Source organism: Bradyrhizobium sp. NC92 (assembly GCF_025200865.1).
Classification (GTDB): domain Bacteria; phylum Pseudomonadota; class Alphaproteobacteria; order Rhizobiales; family Xanthobacteraceae; genus Bradyrhizobium.
The window spans coordinates 1,531,513-1,547,048 of record NZ_CP104171.1 but is presented as its reverse complement, the minus strand read 5'-3'; the positions used below and the strand labels follow the sequence as shown (position 1 = coordinate 1,547,048).

15 protein-coding genes are annotated in these 15,536 nt (G+C 65.1%); 6 read left to right on the top strand and 9 right to left on the bottom strand.

Annotated elements, in window-relative coordinates; genetic code table 11:
* The first annotated feature begins 123 nt into the window (after window positions 1-123).
* The 6 genes from fliF (at window position 124) to N2602_RS07270 (ending at window position 6,679) form a co-directional block, all read left to right on the top strand.
* Window positions 124-1,734, top strand: coding sequence for a flagellar basal-body MS-ring/collar protein FliF (gene fliF / locus N2602_RS07295; RefSeq protein WP_260382190.1), 1,611 nt, complete (start codon window positions 124-126; stop codon window positions 1,732-1,734).
* Window positions 1,735-1,763: 29 nt separating this feature from the next.
* Window positions 1,764-2,861: a flagellar motor switch protein FliG gene (fliG, locus tag N2602_RS07290; RefSeq protein WP_172784662.1), complete on the top strand. Its 1,098-nt coding sequence runs from the start codon at window positions 1,764-1,766 to the stop codon at window positions 2,859-2,861.
* Entirely contained in the window at window positions 2,861-3,484 is a 624-nt protein-coding gene (locus N2602_RS07285; RefSeq protein WP_260382189.1) for a FliH/SctL family protein, read from the top strand. The genes fliG and N2602_RS07285 overlap by 1 nt, the downstream gene beginning before the upstream one ends.
* Window positions 3,485-3,487: 3 nt before the next feature.
* Window positions 3,488-3,838: a flagellar motor switch protein FliN gene (gene fliN / locus N2602_RS07280; RefSeq protein ID WP_172784664.1), complete on the top strand. Its 351-nt coding sequence runs from the start codon at window positions 3,488-3,490 to the stop codon at window positions 3,836-3,838.
* 51 nt (window positions 3,839-3,889) lie between these two features.
* Window positions 3,890-5,275, top strand: a complete 1,386-nt coding sequence (locus tag N2602_RS07275; protein ID WP_212254343.1) for a sigma-54-dependent Fis family transcriptional regulator — start codon at window positions 3,890-3,892, stop codon at window positions 5,273-5,275.
* A 255-nt stretch (window positions 5,276-5,530) separates the two neighbouring features.
* Window positions 5,531-6,679: a M20 family metallopeptidase gene (locus tag N2602_RS07270; RefSeq protein ID WP_260382188.1), complete on the top strand. Its 1,149-nt coding sequence runs from the start codon at window positions 5,531-5,533 to the stop codon at window positions 6,677-6,679.
* Between the two features lie 134 nt (window positions 6,680-6,813).
* On the opposite strand, the gene N2602_RS07265 is transcribed toward N2602_RS07270, so the two are convergent.
* The 9 genes from N2602_RS07265 to N2602_RS07225 form a co-directional block, all read right to left on the bottom strand.
* Entirely contained in the window at window positions 6,814-6,969 is a 156-nt protein-coding gene (locus N2602_RS07265) for a hypothetical protein (protein ID WP_260382187.1), read from the bottom strand.
* A 98-nt stretch (window positions 6,970-7,067) separates the two neighbouring features.
* Entirely contained in the window at window positions 7,068-7,649 is a 582-nt protein-coding gene (locus tag N2602_RS07260) for a flavin reductase family protein (protein ID WP_260382186.1), read from the bottom strand.
* A 33-nt stretch (window positions 7,650-7,682) separates the two neighbouring features.
* On the bottom strand, window positions 7,683-8,531 hold the full coding sequence (locus N2602_RS07255; protein WP_212254340.1) for an ATP-binding cassette domain-containing protein: 849 nt from the start codon (window positions 8,529-8,531) through the stop codon (window positions 7,683-7,685).
* A 20-nt stretch (window positions 8,532-8,551) separates the two neighbouring features.
* Window positions 8,552-9,358 (bottom strand): aliphatic sulfonate ABC transporter permease SsuC, encoded by an 807-nt coding sequence (gene ssuC, locus N2602_RS07250; RefSeq protein WP_172784670.1) that lies wholly within the window; start codon window positions 9,356-9,358, stop codon window positions 8,552-8,554.
* Window positions 9,355-10,518 (bottom strand): FMNH2-dependent alkanesulfonate monooxygenase, encoded by a 1,164-nt coding sequence (ssuD, locus tag N2602_RS07245; protein ID WP_260382185.1) that lies wholly within the window; start codon window positions 10,516-10,518, stop codon window positions 9,355-9,357. The genes ssuC and ssuD overlap by 4 nt, the downstream gene beginning before the upstream one ends.
* A 135-nt stretch (window positions 10,519-10,653) precedes the next feature.
* Complete coding sequence (locus tag N2602_RS07240) at window positions 10,654-11,604, bottom strand: sulfonate ABC transporter substrate-binding protein (protein ID WP_260382184.1); 951 nt, start codon at window positions 11,602-11,604, stop codon at window positions 10,654-10,656.
* A 521-nt stretch (window positions 11,605-12,125) separates the two neighbouring features.
* Window positions 12,126-13,292 carry a cytochrome P450 gene (locus N2602_RS07235; RefSeq protein WP_260382183.1) on the bottom strand — a complete coding sequence of 389 codons (1,167 nt, stop codon included), beginning with the start codon at window positions 13,290-13,292 and terminating at the stop codon, window positions 12,126-12,128.
* 229 nt (window positions 13,293-13,521) lie between these two features.
* Complete coding sequence (locus N2602_RS07230) at window positions 13,522-14,679, bottom strand: ABC transporter substrate-binding protein (RefSeq protein ID WP_260382182.1); 1,158 nt, start codon at window positions 14,677-14,679, stop codon at window positions 13,522-13,524.
* Window positions 14,680-15,104: 425 nt separating this feature from the next.
* Window positions 15,105-15,281 carry a hypothetical protein gene (locus N2602_RS07225; RefSeq protein WP_260383841.1) on the bottom strand — a complete coding sequence of 59 codons (177 nt, stop codon included), beginning with the start codon at window positions 15,279-15,281 and terminating at the stop codon, window positions 15,105-15,107.
* Window positions 15,282-15,536: the final 255 nt, after the last annotated feature.

Here is a 15,536-nt window from a genome sequence, read left to right as displayed (position 1 = left end):
TTTTTCATGATGCACTTTTGTCCGACCTCTTAACCTTCGTTAACCATATCGAAACCATCACCTAGGCAATAATTGCCCAGTCGGCCTTTCCGGTGAAAGCAGCCGAAGCTGTGGGGCGGTTGCTTGCAAGGGCTTGCGGACTTTCTGAAGAGTATCGGCGCCGCCCGGTTCGGGGCGATGATCGCGGTCACGGCCGCGCTCATCGGCTTCTTCGCCTTCGTCATCATGCGCGTCACCACGCCGCAGATGACGACGCTGTTCACGGACCTGTCCGTCGAAGATTCCTCCAGCATCATCAAGGACCTGGAACGCCAGGGGATCCAGTTCGAGATCCGCAACGAGGGCTCCATCATCATGGTGCCCAAGGACAAGGTCACGCGGCTGCGGATGAAGCTCGCCGAGGGCGGCCTGCCCAAGGGCGGCGGCGTCGGCTACGAGGTGTTCGACAAGTCGGACGCGCTCGGCACCACCTCCTTCGTCCAGAACATCAATCATCTGCGCGCGCTCGAGGGCGAGCTCGCCCGCACCATCCGCGCCATCGACCGCATCCAGGCCGCCCGCGTCCACCTGGTGCTGCCCGAGCGGCCGCTCTTTGCGCGCGAGGCGCCGGAGCCGTCGGCCTCGATCGTGGTGCGCGTCCGCGGCGCGCTGGAAGCCCAGCAGATCCGCGCCATCCGCCACCTCGTCGCCTCCGCCGTCAACGGCCTGAAGCCGCAGCGGGTCTCGATCGTGGACGAGGCCGGCCAGCTGCTCGCCGACGGCGCCCAGACCGATCCGGAGCAGGCGCTCGGCGACGAACGCCGCATCTCCTTCGAGAAGCGGATGCGCAAGCAGGTCGAGGACATCGTCTCCTCGGTGGTCGGTTCGGGCCGCGCCCGCGTGCAGCTCTCCGCCGATTTCGACTTCAACAAGGTCACCCAGACCTCGGACAAGTTCGACCCCGAAGGCCGCGTGTTGCGCTCGAGCCAAACCCGCGAAGAGCAGAGCATGACCGCCGACAACAACGGCCAGGTCACCGTCAACAACGAGCTGCCCGGCAACCAGCAGAACAACGGCGTCGCGGCCAAGGACCAGAGCAAGAAGACCGAAGAGACCAACAATTACGAGATCTCCCGCACCACCAAGACCGAGGTGACCGAGGCCGGCCGCGTCAACCGCATCTCGGTCGCGGTGCTGGTCGACGGCATCTACACCAAGAACGACAAGGGCGAGCTCGCCTACCAGGACCGCACCAAGGAGCAGCTCGACCGCATCGCCACCCTGGTACGCTCGGCGATCGGCTTCGACCAGAAGCGCGGCGACCAGGTCGAGGTCGTCAACCTGCGCTTCGCCGACGCGCCCTCCACCGCCCCGATCGGCGAGCCCTCAGGCTTCCTCGGCATGCTGCAGTTCACCAAGGACGACGTCATGTACTTCGTCGAGCTCGGCGTGATGATGCTGCTCGGCCTCGTCGTGCTGTTCCTGGTGATCCGCCCGCTGGTCAAGCGCATTCTCGCCTCGGACGAAGTCGCCGCCGCCATCTCCGGCGTGCTGAGTGGCCCCGCCGCTTCGGAAGAGGCCGCCCCGGCCGGCCAGCCGCTGCTGCCGAGCGGCGCCGCCAGCGCCATCGACGTCGCCACCATCCAGGGCCAGGTCCACGCCCAGTCAGTTCACCGCGTCGGCGAGCTCGCCGAACGCAATCCCAACGAAACCGTCGCCATCATTCGCCAATGGCTCACCGAGCCAACCAAGTAACCGCCAAGTAAATCAAGAAGTGATCTGACATGGCCGCCTCCTTGCAAAACGCCAACTCCAACGACATCACCAGCGTGATCTCCACGCTCGGTCAGCGCGCCGGCAGCCGTGCCGCCGACGGCAAGGGCGCCGCGCAGCTGTCCGGTCCGCGCCGCGCCGCGATCCTGATGCTGGCGCTGGGCGAGCAATATGGCGGCAAGATCTGGGGCCTGCTCGACGACGACGAGGTGCGCCAGCTCTCGCTGGAGATGTCGACGCTCGGCACCGTCGAGGTCGACACGGTCGAGGACATGCTGCTCGAATTCGTCTCGCGCATGTCGGCCTCGGGCGCGCTGATGGGCAATTTCGACGCCACCGAGCGGCTGCTGCAGCAATACCTGCCGCCGGAACGCGTCAACGGCATCATGGACGAGATCCGCGGCCCCGCCGGCCGCAACATGTGGGAGAAACTCTCCAACGTGCAGGAAGAGGTTCTCGCCAACTACCTCAAGAACGAATATCCGCAGACCATCGCGGTGGTGCTGTCGAAGCTGAAACCGGAGCATGCCGCGCGCGTGCTCGGCATCTTCCCCGAGGATCTCGCGCTCGACGTCGTCAACCGCATGCTGAAGATGGAGGCGGTGCAGAAGGAGGTGATCGAGAGCGTGGAGAAGACGCTGCGCACCGAATTCATGTCCAACCTGTCGCAGACCCGCCGCCGCGACGCCCACGAGGTGATGGCGGAAATCTTCAACAATTTCGACCGCCAGACCGAAACCCGGTTCATCACCTCGCTGGAAGAGGACAACCGGGAATCGGCCGAACGCATCAAGGCGCTGATGTTCACCTTCGACGACCTGGTGAAGCTGGATTCCGGCTCGGCCCAGACCTTGATGCGCAACGTCGACAAGGACAAGCTCGGCGTCGCGCTCAAGAGCGCCAACGAGGACGTCCGCAACTTCTTCTTCGGCAACATGTCTTCGCGCGCGGCCAAGATGCTCCAGGACGACATGGCTGCGATGGGGCCCGTGCGCCTGCGCGATGTCGACGAGGCCCAGGCGCTGCTGGTCAATCTCGCCAAGGACCTCGCCGCCAAGGGTGAGATCATGCTGACCAAGAACCGCGCCGACGACGAGCTGGTGTACTGATGGCCGCTCCGGCAAAATTCCTGTTCGATACCGACTTCGCGGCGCCCGAGCGCTCGCCGCGCGAGAAGGCCGCGACCGCGGCCGAAATCGCGCAGAAGGTCGCGGAAGCCGAGGCGCGCGCCTATCAGGACGGCTTTGCCGCCGGCCAGCGCGAGGCCAAGGCCGAGAGCGACCGCCGCGTCGCGCTCGCGATGGAAGAGATCAACATCGCCATCCGCGGCGTCGCCGCCGGAATCGGCAACATCGAGACCAGGATGGAGACGGAGGCCGTCGAGGTCGCGGTCGCGGTGGCGCGCAAGCTGTGCGCCGACCTCGTCGCCGCCGAGCCGCTCGGCGAGATCGTCGCGCTGGTCAAGGACTGCTTCTCGCATCTGGTCGCGACGCCGCATCTCGTCGTCCGCATCAACGATGCGCTCTACGACAGCGCGCGCGAGAGGATCGAGCGGCTCGCCAAGCAGAGCGGCTTCGAGGGCCGGCTGGTGATCCTGGCCGAGCCGGACATTGCCACCGGCGACTGCCGGATCGAATGGGCCGATGGCGGCGTCGTGCTGGAGCGCGGCGCCATCGCGGCCAAGATCGACGAAATGGTCGGACGCTACATCGCGTCCCGCAGGGGGAGCTAAGCCATGAGCGACACTGACGGACAGGTCCCGCTGCCCGATCTCAACGGCCCGATGCCGCCTGCCGGCACCGACGTCGGCTACAACGAGGACGAATATGCGGCGCGCGCCGCCGCCGACCTCGAAGCGGTGTTCGACGTGCCGGTGCAGGTCTCGGCCGTGCTCGGCCGCTCCAAGATGGACGTCGGCGAGCTCCTGAAGCTCGGACCCGGCACCGTGCTCGAGCTCGACCGGCGCGTCGGCGAGGCCATCGACATCTACGTCAACAACAAGCTGGTCGCCCGCGGCGAGGTCGTCCTGGTCGAGGACAAGCTCGGCGTGACCATGACGGAAATCATCAAGGCCGACCGCGGCTGACACGCAAGGACATGACGCGCGCCGGCGCGAACAGACGGACAGGAGACTGACATGCGGCTTCTCATCGTTGGCACATTGAAGGGCCAGCTCACCACCGCCACCAAGATCGCGATGGAGAACGGCGCCACCGTGACCCATGCCGAGGATCACGAGCAGGCGATGCGCGTGCTGCGCGGGGGCAAGGGCGCCGACCTCCTGCTGGTCGACGTCGCGCTCGACATCCGCGACCTCGTGCTGCGGCTGGAAGCCGAGCACATCCACGCCCCGATCGTCGCCTGCGGCATTACCAACGACGCCCGCGCCGCCGTCGCCGCGATCCATGCCGGGGCCAAGGAATACATCCCGCTGCCGCCGGATCCGGAGCTGATCGCCGCGGTGCTGGCCGCCGTCGCCAATGATTCCCGCGAACTGGTCTATCGTGACGATGCGATGGCGAAGGTGATCAAGCTCGCCCAGCAGATCGCCGGCTCGGACGCCTCGGTGATGATCACCGGCGAATCCGGCACGGGCAAGGAAGTGCTGGCCCGCTACGTCCACACCCGCTCGGCCCGCGCCAAGCGTCCGTTCATCTCGATCAACTGCGCCGCGATCCCCGAGCATCTCTTGGAATCCGAGCTGTTCGGCCACGAGAAGGGCGCCTTCACCGGCGCGGTCGCCCGCCGCATCGGCAAGTTCGAGGAGGCGACCGGCGGCACGCTGCTGCTCGACGAAATCTCCGAGATGGACGTCCGACTGCAATCCAAGCTGCTGCGCGCCATTCAGGAGCGCGTGATCGATCGCGTCGGCGGCACCAAGCCGGTACCGGTGGACATCCGCATCATCGCGACCTCGAACCGCAACCTGGCGGAAGCCGTGCGCGAAGGCACGTTCCGCGAGGACCTGTTGTTCCGCCTCAACGTCGTGAACTTGAAGATTCCGCCGCTGCGCGAGCGTCCCGCCGACATCCTCGAGCTCGCTCAGCATTTCGTGAAGAAATACGCCGAGGCCAACGGCGTGCCGATGCGCCCGCTCTCGGCCGAGGCGCGCCGCGTGCTCTCCGCCAACCGCTGGCAGGGCAACGTCCGCGAGCTCGAAAACACCATGCACCGCGCGGTGCTGATGGCGCAGGGCGACGAGATCGGACCCGACGCCATCATCACGCCGGACGGCGACCGCCTCGACCTCGCCAAGACCGCACCGGCCGTGGCGCATGCCACCATGGCCGCCGAGCAGGTGACGCGCGCGCTGGTGGGGCGCACCGTCGCCGACGTCGAGCGCGACCTGATTCTGGAGACGCTGAAGCACTGCCTCGGCAACCGCACCCATGCCGCCAACATCCTCGGCATCTCGATCCGCACGCTGCGCAACAAGCTCAACGAATATGCCGACGGCGGCATCCCGATCCCGCCCGCGGGCACGCCCGGTGAATATCCGCGGATGCCGATGATGGGGGCGTGATCCCTCGAAGCACACGAGCTGACGACGAATGCCCGGGCTAGACCCGGGCATTTTTGCTTGATGCAGGCCGCCAGCACGTCATTGCGAGCGCAGCGAAGCAATCCGGAATTCCTCCGCGGAAAGGCTCTGGATTGCTTCGCTGCGCTCGCAATGACGCGTTGAGAGCGCTCGTCGCATAACGGGATCGCGCCACGCGACTAGGCCATCCTCGCGCCAGGCCTTATAAACCCCGCCCGAAACCACGCGAGGGACCACATGTCTGAAGCTCAAATCACGGATTGGCTGGCGTCGCAGAAGCAGGCGATGATCGACCTGCTCCGCGACGTCGTGAACATCGATTCCGGCTCCTACGACAAGGAAGGCGTCGATACGGTCGGTGCGCGGTTCGAGCGGCATTTTGCCGAGCACGGCATTCCGTTCCGACGCGAGGCCAACGCCACCTTCGGCGACGCGATCCATGCCGAGGTGGCAAAGCCCGGCAGCAACGAAAAGCCGGTGCTGTTGATGGGGCATCGCGACACCGTGTTCGGCAAGGGCGAGGCTGGGCGGCGGCCGTTCACGATCCGGGATGGCCGCGCCTATGGACCGGGTGTCGCCGACATGAAGTCCGGCCTCGTCATGAACGTGTTCGTGGCCACCGCCTTCCACAAATTCGGCAGCTCACCGCATCCGATCAGGGTGCTGATCACCTCGGACGAGGAGATCGGCTCGCCCTCCTCGCGCCCGGTGATCGAGCGCGAGGGACGCGCGGCCCGCGCGGTGTTCAATTCCGAGCCGGGCCGGCCCACGGGCAACGTCGTGACCGGGCGCAAGGGCGGCATCTTCATGCATATGGCCATCACCGGCAAGGCCGCGCATTCCGGCGCCAATTTCGCCGCCGGCGTCAGCGCCATTGGCGAGCTCGCGCACAAGATCGTGCAGATCCACGCGCTCACCGATCTCGACAAAGGCATCACGCTCAATGTCGGCCTCGTCTCGGGCGGGCAATCCGTCAACACGACGGCGCCTTACGCGGAAGGGCAGATCGATCTGCGCTATGTCGATCCGGCCGATCGCGCGCGCATCATGGCTGCGATCGAAAAGATCGTCGCGACCTCCTATGTGCCGGGCACCAGCGCGACGCTGACGATCAAGGGCGAGTTCGTGCCGGTGGTGCAGAGCGCGGAGTCGAAGGCCCTGTTCGAAGACTATCAGGCGGCCGCAAGGCAGGTGGGCCTCACCACGCTGCAGGGCGAGTTCTCCGGCGGCTGCGCCGATTCCGGCTTTACCGCCGCGGTCGGCACGCCGACCATCTGCGGCCTCGGCCCGGTCGGCGGGCTCGCGCACACGCCGGAGGAATATCTGGAGATCGACAGCATCGTGCCGCGCGCGCAGGCGCTGGCGCTGGCGATTCTAAGGGGCTGATTGCCGCAACCGCGGTGCCGTAGGGTGGGCAAAGGCGCACTTGCGCCGTGCCCACCATCTGGCTTCGCTGGGTAGAAACGGTGGGCACGCTTCGCTTTGCCCACCCTACGAAACTAACGCACCCTACGAGACCGTTACGAATAACTCGGCGCGTCGGGCTTTCGGAAGATGTGGATGGGGTCGCCCGGCACGATCGGGTGTCCCGAGAACATCGCGTAGGCGTAGAGCGCGAGATAGGCGATCGCGAGCGCGCCGATGGCGTAGAAGGCTAGAGTCGCGACGCGCTTCATCGATCCGCTCCATGGTCATCCCGGCGGGAGGCTCAAGCAGCGCTTCTAGAGCGATGAGGCGGAAAAGACCAGCCTTGCGCGAGGCGCGCCGTCGGCGATCAAATGCCGCGCCGGCCGCGCGCGGGAAGACTGACATCGGCGAGCCTGGCCGCGTCTTCGTCCTGATCGACCGCCACGTACTGGCCGTGCCAATAGGCCAGCGCGGCGGTGCGGGTCGAGCTCCTGATGTCCCTGACACGGCCGATGACGATGCCGTGCGAGTGGCGCTCGACGATCTCCTCCACTTCGCAATCGAAGGCCGAGAGCGCGCCGACCAGCAGCGGAACACCCGAGACTGCCGTCACCCATTGGCTGCCTGCAAAGCGATCCGCGCCCTTCAGCCCGCCCTTGCCGGCAAAACGCTCGGCAATGTCGAGCTGGTCGGCATTGAGGATATTCACGCCGAAAGCGCCGTGGCGGCGGATCAGCGGAAACGACGAGGCGTCGCGGTTGATGCTGACCAGCAGCGTCGGCGGCTCGACCGACAGTGAGGCCACCGAGGTCACCGTCATGCCGGTGATGTCCTTGCCCCGCCCGGCGGTGATGACGCTGACGCCGCCGGTGAGGTGGCGCATGGCGCCGCGGAAATCGGCGGACGAGACGGGGATTTCGGTCATGAGATCGCGGGGCACTACATTCATGGCGTTGCTCCCCAGAAGCGGGGTTCCTTTTATCTAGGTACGATCGTCCGCTGACAACAGGTGGCTCAGGATCGAGCCTTCGAGGCCTGCCAGCTCGGCCGAGCCGCGCTGGCGCGGCCGGGCGGCGTTAACCGTGACGTCGTGGGCGATGCGGCCCTCCTCGATGACCAGCACACGGTCGGCCAGCGCGACCGCCTCGGCAACGTCGTGGGTCACCAGGATTGCGGTGAAGCCCTGGTCGCGCCAGACCCGCTCCAACAGGCGCTGCATCGAGATGCGGGTCAGCGCATCCAGCGCGCCGAGCGGCTCGTCGAAGGCGAGCACGCGTGGCCGGGAGACCAGCGCACGGCCGAGCGCGACGCGCTGCTTCTGGCCCCCTGAGAGCACCGAGGGCCATTGGTCGCGCTTGTCGGCGAGGCCGACCTCGATCAACGCCTTCTCGGCGCGCGCATGCGCATCGCTGGAAGCACGATCGCGGCCGAGGCCGACCTCGACATTGGCGAGCACGCGGGCCCACGGCAACAGCCGCGGCTCCTGGAACATGACGCGGATGTCCTCGGGCTGGATCTCCTGACCGAAGCTGATGCTGCCGGCGTCGATCTTCTCCAGCCCGGCGATCAGGCGCAGCAGCGTGCTCTTGCCGCAGCCGCTCTTGCCGACGATGGCGACGAACTGGCCGGCGGGAATGTGAAGGTCGATGCCGCGCAGCACCTCGTTGTCACCGAACGATTTGCGCAGGCCGCGGATGCTGAGCGGCAGGCCGCTGGCCTGAACTCGGCGTTCTTCTTGCCGCTCCTCGCGCGCCACGCGGGCGTGAGGCGCGAAATTGGCGCGGCTGGCGAGCTCGGTCTCGGGAAGAGAGGTACGAAGCGCTGTCTGCATGTGATTCACAGTATTTCTGCTCAACGTTTCTGGAAGGCGGGGTGCCAGGAGAGCGTCAGGCGCTCCAGCACGCGGGAGGCGCTGTCGGCGAGCTTGCCGAGCAGGGCATAGATCAGGATCGAGAGCACGACGACATCGATCAGCATGAACTCACGCGCCTGCATCGCCATGTAGCCGAGGCCCGAGGAGGCCGCGATGGTTTCGGCGACGATCAGGGTCAGCCACATGATGCCGAGCGCGAAGCGGATGCCGACGAAGATCGAGGGCAGCGCGCCCGGGAAGATGACGCGGCGGAACAGTTCGCCGTCAGTCATGCCGTAGATGCGGCCCATCTCGATCAGCTGCGGATCGACGGTGCGGATGCCGTGCAGCGTGTTGAGGTAGATCGGGAAGAACACGCCCAGCGCCACCAGAAAGAGCTTTGCGCTCTCGTCAATGCCGAACCAGAGGATGACCAGCGGGATCAGCGCCAGATGCGGCACGTTGCGCACCATCTGCAGCGTGGTGTCGGTCAGCTTGGCCGAGAGCTGCGACAGGCCGTTGGCGAGGCCGAAGGCGAAGCCGATGCTGCCGCCGATCAAGAAGCCGATCGAGGCACGCCAGAACGACACCCAGATGTTGCGGACGAGCTCGCCGGAAAGCAGCAGCTTCCAGCCGGAGAGCACGACGTCGCTGGGCGCCGGCAGCACCCGCGTCGGCACGAAGCCGGTCACGCTCGCGACCTGCCAGATCGCGATGATGGCGAGCGGCACGATCCACTGGATCAGGCCGTCGGCGCGCGGCAGGCGGATGCTGCGCGGAAGCGAAATGCTGTCGATGAGGCTCATGATTGCGACACCCGGTGCTGCGGACGGAAATCGCTGCCGACCGTCTCGCCGAACGGACCGCCGTTGAAATGCAGCTTGGTCACGTTGGAAGGCTGCTCCAGCGCAAGCAGCGGGAACACCAGCTCGGCGAACCGATAGGCTTCCTCCAGATGCGGGTAGCCCGACATGATGAAGGTATCGATGCCGAGATCCTGATACTCCTTGATGCGGGCCGCGACGGTCTGGGCGTCGCCGACCAGCGCGGTGCCGGCGCCGCCGCGGACGAGGCCCACGCCGGCCCACAGGTTCGGGGCGATCTCGAGCTTGTCGCGCTTGCCGCCATGGAGCTGCGCCATGCGTTGCTGGCCGACCGAATCCATGCGGGCAAAGTTCTTCTGCGCCAGCGCAATGGTGTCGTCGCTGACATGCTTGATCAATTCGTTGGCCGCGCGCCAGGCTTCTTCATTGGTCTCGCGGACGATGACGTGAAGACGGATGCCGAAGGAGAGTCTTCGGCCGCGCGCGCTCGCGACCTCCCTCACCTTGGCGATCTTCTCGGCAACGAGCGCCGGCGGCTCGCCCCAGGTGAGATATTTGTCAACGGTGTCGACGGCGACGTCGATGCCGGCATCGGAGGAGCCGCCGAAATAGAGCGGCGGGCGCGGCGACTGCACCGGGGGAAACAGCAGTTTGCCGCCCTCGATATGGAAGTGCTTACCCTCGACGTCCACCGTCTTGCCGGCGAGCAGGTCGCTGTAGACGTTGAGGAACTCGCGGGTGACCTCGTAGCGCTCGTCGTGAGCGAGGAAGATGCCGTCGCCCTTGTTCTCGACGGGATCGCCGCCGGTGACGACGTTGACGAGCAGCCGGCCGTTCGAGATGCGATCGAGTGTCGCGGTCATGCGCGCGGCAACGCTCGGCGATTGCAGGCCGGGACGAACGGCGACGAGATAGCGCAGCCGCTCGGTGAACGGCGCGACTGAGGAAGCGACGATCCAGGAATCCTCGCAGGACCGCCCGGTCGGCAACAGCACGCCGAAATAGCCGAGCTGATCGGCGGCCTGCGCGATCTGGCGCAGATAGTTGAAGTTGACCTCGCGGCCGCCGATGCCGGTGCCGAGATAGCGGCCGTCACCATGGGTCGGCAGGAACCAGAGGATGTTGGCGTTGGATTGGCTCATCGATGTGCCCCTAGCCGTAAGTCGTGCCGACAGCGGCGGCGACGATGCCGATCGAGAGCACGATGGCTGCGATCATGCGTTGAACGATACGCCTCATGTTCAGACCTTTGGAAATGGGAAGAGTTGTAGGCACGGTCAGGCCGCGGGGTTGCGCCAGACGATGTCGCGGATCTGGATCGGCTTCGGGATCAGGCCGAGCTTGTAGAAGCGGTCGGCGACGCCCTGCTGGGTCGCGACGATCTCGTCGGTGACCGGACCGATCACGAAGTTTGCGCGGTTGGCGGCGACGGTCTGGATATCCAAGGGAACGCCGGTGATCGCGGCGAGCGATCTGGCGACCTCGTCGCGATGCTGCTCGGCCCATTTGCCGGCCGCAGCTGTGACCTCGACGATCTGCTGCAGGATGGCACCGTGGTTCTTCGCGAACTCGCGGTTGGCGATGAAAAAGGAATTGGTCTTGGTGACCTCGCGCGCATTGATCAGGATGCGGCCGTTCTGCTTGGTCTCGCCGATCGCGAAATACGGATCCCAGATCGCCCAGGCCTCGATGCTGCCATTGGCGAAGGCGGGCCCGGCGTCGGGCGGCGTCAGGTAGACCGGCGTGATGTCGGCGTAGGTGAGGCCGGCCTTCTCCAGCGTCTGCACCACGACGTTGTGGGCGCTGGAGCCCTTGGTGAAGCCGATGCGCTTGCCCTTGAGGTCGGCGATGTCGCGGATCGGCGAATCCTTGGGCACCAGGATGCCCTGGCCGTTGGTGATGGGCTGGCCGGCGGCGTAGACGATCGCCGCGCCCGCGGCCTGGGCAAACACCGGCGGGGAATCCCCGACCGCGCCGAAATCGACGCTGCCGACGTTCATCGCCTCCATCATCGGCGGCCCCGAGGAGAACTCGATCCATTTCACCTCGATGCCTTGCGACGTGAAATGTTTTTCCAGGGCGGCCTGCTGGCGCGTGATGACCAGCACGCCGGTCTTCTGATAGCCGATACGAATTTCCTTCACCGCGCCTTGCGCGATCGCGGGTGATGCGAACGCAGCGGCGGCCGCCGTTCCAGCCGATAGCTTCAGAAAGTCTCGACGCTGCATTCCACACTCCGGGCCGCGGGCGGCCGTCATCATTCACGTTTACGGAATGATGGTGCGGGCCGTCAGAAGTGTCGAGACGTCCGGGAAAATAGCGATGCGAGCACTGCGGTTCATGCTGCGCGCGTGATCAATCTTTCAAGCGGCGAGGCGAATGAGGATGGAATTTTTCTGCACGCGAATGTGAGAGCTGCACGGATTTTGTCCAGGCCAGACGAACGGAACACAAAAAGTCGCAAAACAACCCCATGCACAGTAGCCGGGGCGCGCGAAAACAATGACTTACGTATTATCCGAAGCACGTTTGACTCGTCGGGCAAAACAGGAGCAGAATGGCATGATCGCGGATCAAGGGCTGAGGTGTGAAGCCCCCTCTCCCACTGTCATTCCCCGCGAAGGCGGGGAATCCAGTACGCCGTGGCCCATCGATTCAACCACAACTGTCTCGGAGTACTGGATCGCCCGGTCAAGCCGGGCGATGACACCGAACGTGTGACGCGCCACGTGCCCCAAGCACGACCGGCCTAATGCCGCCACCTCACCGGCAGATTCTGCAGCCCGCGGAAGGCCCAGCCGCCGATCCGCACCTCCTCGTCCTCGGCGAGCTCGATGCGCCCCGCGCGCGCGAACAATGTCGGCAGCGCGACGTCGGCGATCATGGCGCGCGAGGCGAAGGCGCCGGCGCAGAAATGCGGGCCGGCGCCGAAGGCGACGCTCTTGGAGGTGTCGCGTCGCACATCGAACTGATCGGCGCGGTCAAAATGCTTCTCGTCGCGGTTGGCTGATCCGAACATCAGGAACACGCGCTCGTCGCGCTCGAACGAGACGTCGCGAATGGTCCAGGGCTTGGCGATGCGGCGCGGCGACATGCCGATCGGCGAGATCCAGCGGGCATATTCCTCGAAGGCCTGCAGCCAGGTCACCTCGCCGCGCAGGACCAGATCGAGCTGGTCGGGATGGGTCAGCAGCGCCCAGACCGTGCCGGCGATCGCCTTGCGCGGCTCGTTCTGGCCGCCTGATATCGCGAGTTTTACATTCGCGCGCACGCTCTCCATCGGCATGCCCGAGCTAAGGAGCACGCCGAGAATGCTCTGGTCCGGGTTCTTGCGCATCACCGGCAGGATGTCGTCGATCGCGGCGTCGATGCCCGCGGTCGCCGCATGGCAGCGCGCCTCGACCTCGGGGTCGCCGGCATAATTGGCGATGCCCTCGATCATGCCTTGCGACCACGCGTCCATGTCCTGAAAGCCGATATTGGTGAGGCCGGTGATCGACTTCAGGCATTCGCCGGAGAACGGCAGCGCGAAGTCGCGCATGAGATCGATCCGTCCCGGTTCGAGCGAAGCGATGATGCGATCCGCATGGTCCTGGAACTGGGCGGTCCAGTGCGCCTTCACCGTCTTCGGCGAGACCGTCGGAAACATCGCGCGACGCTCGACGAGATGCGCCTCGCCGTCCTTGCGCATCATGTTGTGGCCCATCAGCCGGTTCATCAGGCCGGCGGGCTGGTGGGAGGAGAACACGTCGATCTGCTTCTCGGAGATCGAGATGTCGTCGCGGCTCGTCAGCAGCGTCGAGCCGAGCTGCGGCACGAACGCGATCGGCGCCTCCTTCCGCATCCGGGCGAGCATCGGATAGGGATCGGCCCAGAAGGCGGCCGGGTCGATGTCGATGCGCGGCGCGGTGCTCAAGCTTCGCTCCCTTGTCGTCTCCTTGATGCCAAGGCTAGCGCCTTCGCGAGCCGCCGTCTGTCCCCAGCGATTGGGACGGGCGGCCTCGGGGGGCGTACCTTCAAGACCAAAGCACGCGCGGGCGAGACAGCGAGGTCCGCATTGCCCACAACGGGGGATGCTGAAGATGCATAGGCGGACTTTCGTTAAGGGCCGTTTTCAGCCCCTTGCACCGCAGCAAATGGCTTCCTCATTCGATGACCTCGTCGGCACGCGCAAGCAGCGTCGGCGGCATTTCGAGGCTCAGGGCGCTGGCGGCCTTCAGGTTGATCACCAGGTGGAATTTGCTGGGCCGGTAGATTGGGATGTCGCCCGGCCTGGTCCCGTTGAGAACCTGGTGGACATCAACGGCAAGTCGTTCGGCAAGCTCACCGAGATCCGGCGCATAGCTGATCAGCCCACCCGAATCCGCATAGTCGCGGAAGGGATAGATGATCGGAAGATGAAGTTTCCCGGCTAGCTCGGTGATCGAGGCGCGTCGTGCCAAAAAGCTGCCGCTCGCGTCAACCATGGCAGCGTCGAACCGCTGTGACGTCAACTCGGCAAAGGTCCGTCGGAGTTGCTCATCGTTCACCTCTGGGAGGAAATTCCAGCTCAGCACGATGCCCAGGGCCTGCCCTGCCTTCTGAAGCGACAATCCCAGGGGAGTATCCATCAAGGTACGCGACGATGTCAGGTAAGCGACCTTAGCGGCCGAGGGCATCGCCTCCTTCAGGATTTGCAGGCGCTTCGCGACGATTTCGTAACCTGCATCGATGCTGACACCCGTCAGGTTGCCTCCGGGATGCGCGAGGTTTGCAACCAATCCTGTCGCGATCGGGTCTCCCATGATCGCGACAATCGGTATCGTGGTCGTGGCCGCGGCGAACGCTTCGATCAGCTCGTTAAGATTTACAACGATCACTTGCGGATCGCTGCCAACGACGGCAGCGGCGAGAGACGTAAAGTGCTGGGAGCGCCCCTCGGCTGAATAACGCTGGACGACGATATTGCTGCCTTCGGCATAACCGAGCTTACGCAGCGTTTGATAAAACCGCCGCACCCAGAAGGGGCCAGCACTCTCGGTCAGCTGATCAGCAGGGATACCCGAATGAACCAACGCAATGCGGTGTTGCCGCCGCGCCTGCTGTGCTCGCCCCGCGAGCGGCCAGGCGGCTGCCGCACCGCTCACAAGCGTGATGAAGTGCCGTCGCTGCATCGCCAATCCCCGATGCTCCCAACCCGAGCGTAAGCAATATTTGGCGCAGGTCCAGGCGGATATACGCACCCTCGCATCAAAGCATATCGGCGTCCACGAACGTCGGTACGCTCCCGTCAGGGCCTGGCCCAGCTCGACGGGTTCGGCCATCGTGTATCCTTGTCTGCTTTCAACTCAGATGGCAGCTCCGGCCAGCAAGAAAACGCCGCCAAGCGCGACCATCACAAGTCCAGGCCAGTTCGATTTGACGCCGAAGCCGCTACCGGGCCTTTCAGGCTCCAGCGTATCACTCCCGGAGCGAAGCCACTTCCCACCGCTGAACCGGCCTCGCCAAATGGGCTGATACGCCATTTGGAACACGCCTCCGAAAACAAGGAGCACTCCAAGCAATATGAGAGTCATGCTCACCTCCTCTACCCGCGAACGCCGATAGGTTGCGGCGCCGAGAACCGTGGCCCATTCAACGTCTGCCCGCGGAATCAGACCGACCTTGAAAGCCGCCGGGCGGACCAGCGCGCTGCACGCAGGCTGGAGATCGCGCTCACCGAAGCTCAGACTATGTCCAAGCGTCCTGCCTAGTCCTCGTCCGGCTCGCGCACGACCGCCGGTTCGTCGGTTTGGTTTTCTTCATCGTCTTGCTCGTCCTCATCCTCTTCGTCGTCATCAGGATCTCGGGGCGGCATCGTGTTGGTCATGACCGCAAAGACATGCCGGTCGGTCCCGGCGGTAACCAGCTCAGGAAGTAGGGTCATGTTGTTGCTCCTCGGATGTGACCCTGGGACACTCTGTCCCTATTCGGCGGAGCAGACACGAAACGCCCCGCCAACGGCCCGCTGGAGCCCGGATCACCCGGGCTCCAGGTCCTGAGATCGCGCGACGCTGGGATAACGCAATATCTCTCAAATAGTTGAAATATGAACATGATTTCTGCTAGGCGTCTATTGGTGCCCACCCGGGAAATAGTAGCAATTGAGTTCCGCTGAATCGGGTTGGTATCAAGGGCCTTG

Bases quoted from the DNA above. Each gene is read 5' to 3' on its own strand.
- ssuC (WP_172784670.1), bottom strand. From the start codon at position 9,358: ATGAGCCTCATCGACAGCATTTCGCTTCCGCGCAGCATCCGCCTGCCG.
- fliN (WP_172784664.1), top strand. From the start codon at position 3,488: ATGAGCGACACTGACGGACAGGTCCCGCTGCCCGATCTCAACGGCCCG.
- N2602_RS07275 (WP_212254343.1), top strand. From the start codon at position 3,890: ATGCGGCTTCTCATCGTTGGCACATTGAAGGGCCAGCTCACCACCGCC.
- ssuD (WP_260382185.1), bottom strand. From the start codon at position 10,518: ATGAGCCAATCCAACGCCAACATCCTCTGGTTCCTGCCGACCCATGGT.
- N2602_RS07285 (WP_260382189.1), top strand. From the start codon at position 2,861: ATGGCCGCTCCGGCAAAATTCCTGTTCGATACCGACTTCGCGGCGCCC.
- fliG (WP_172784662.1), top strand. From the start codon at position 1,764: ATGGCCGCCTCCTTGCAAAACGCCAACTCCAACGACATCACCAGCGTG.
- N2602_RS07240 (WP_260382184.1), bottom strand. From the start codon at position 11,604: ATGCAGCGTCGAGACTTTCTGAAGCTATCGGCTGGAACGGCGGCCGCC.
- N2602_RS07255 (WP_212254340.1), bottom strand. From the start codon at position 8,531: ATGCAGACAGCGCTTCGTACCTCTCTTCCCGAGACCGAGCTCGCCAGC.
- N2602_RS07265 (WP_260382187.1), bottom strand. From the start codon at position 6,969: ATGAAGCGCGTCGCGACTCTAGCCTTCTACGCCATCGGCGCGCTCGCG.
- N2602_RS07230 (WP_260382182.1), bottom strand. From the start codon at position 14,679: ATGGCCGAACCCGTCGAGCTGGGCCAGGCCCTGACGGGAGCGTACCGA.
- N2602_RS07225 (WP_260383841.1), bottom strand. From the start codon at position 15,281: ATGACCCTACTTCCTGAGCTGGTTACCGCCGGGACCGACCGGCATGTC.
- N2602_RS07270 (WP_260382188.1), top strand. From the start codon at position 5,531: ATGTCTGAAGCTCAAATCACGGATTGGCTGGCGTCGCAGAAGCAGGCG.
- N2602_RS07260 (WP_260382186.1), bottom strand. From the start codon at position 7,649: ATGAATGTAGTGCCCCGCGATCTCATGACCGAAATCCCCGTCTCGTCC.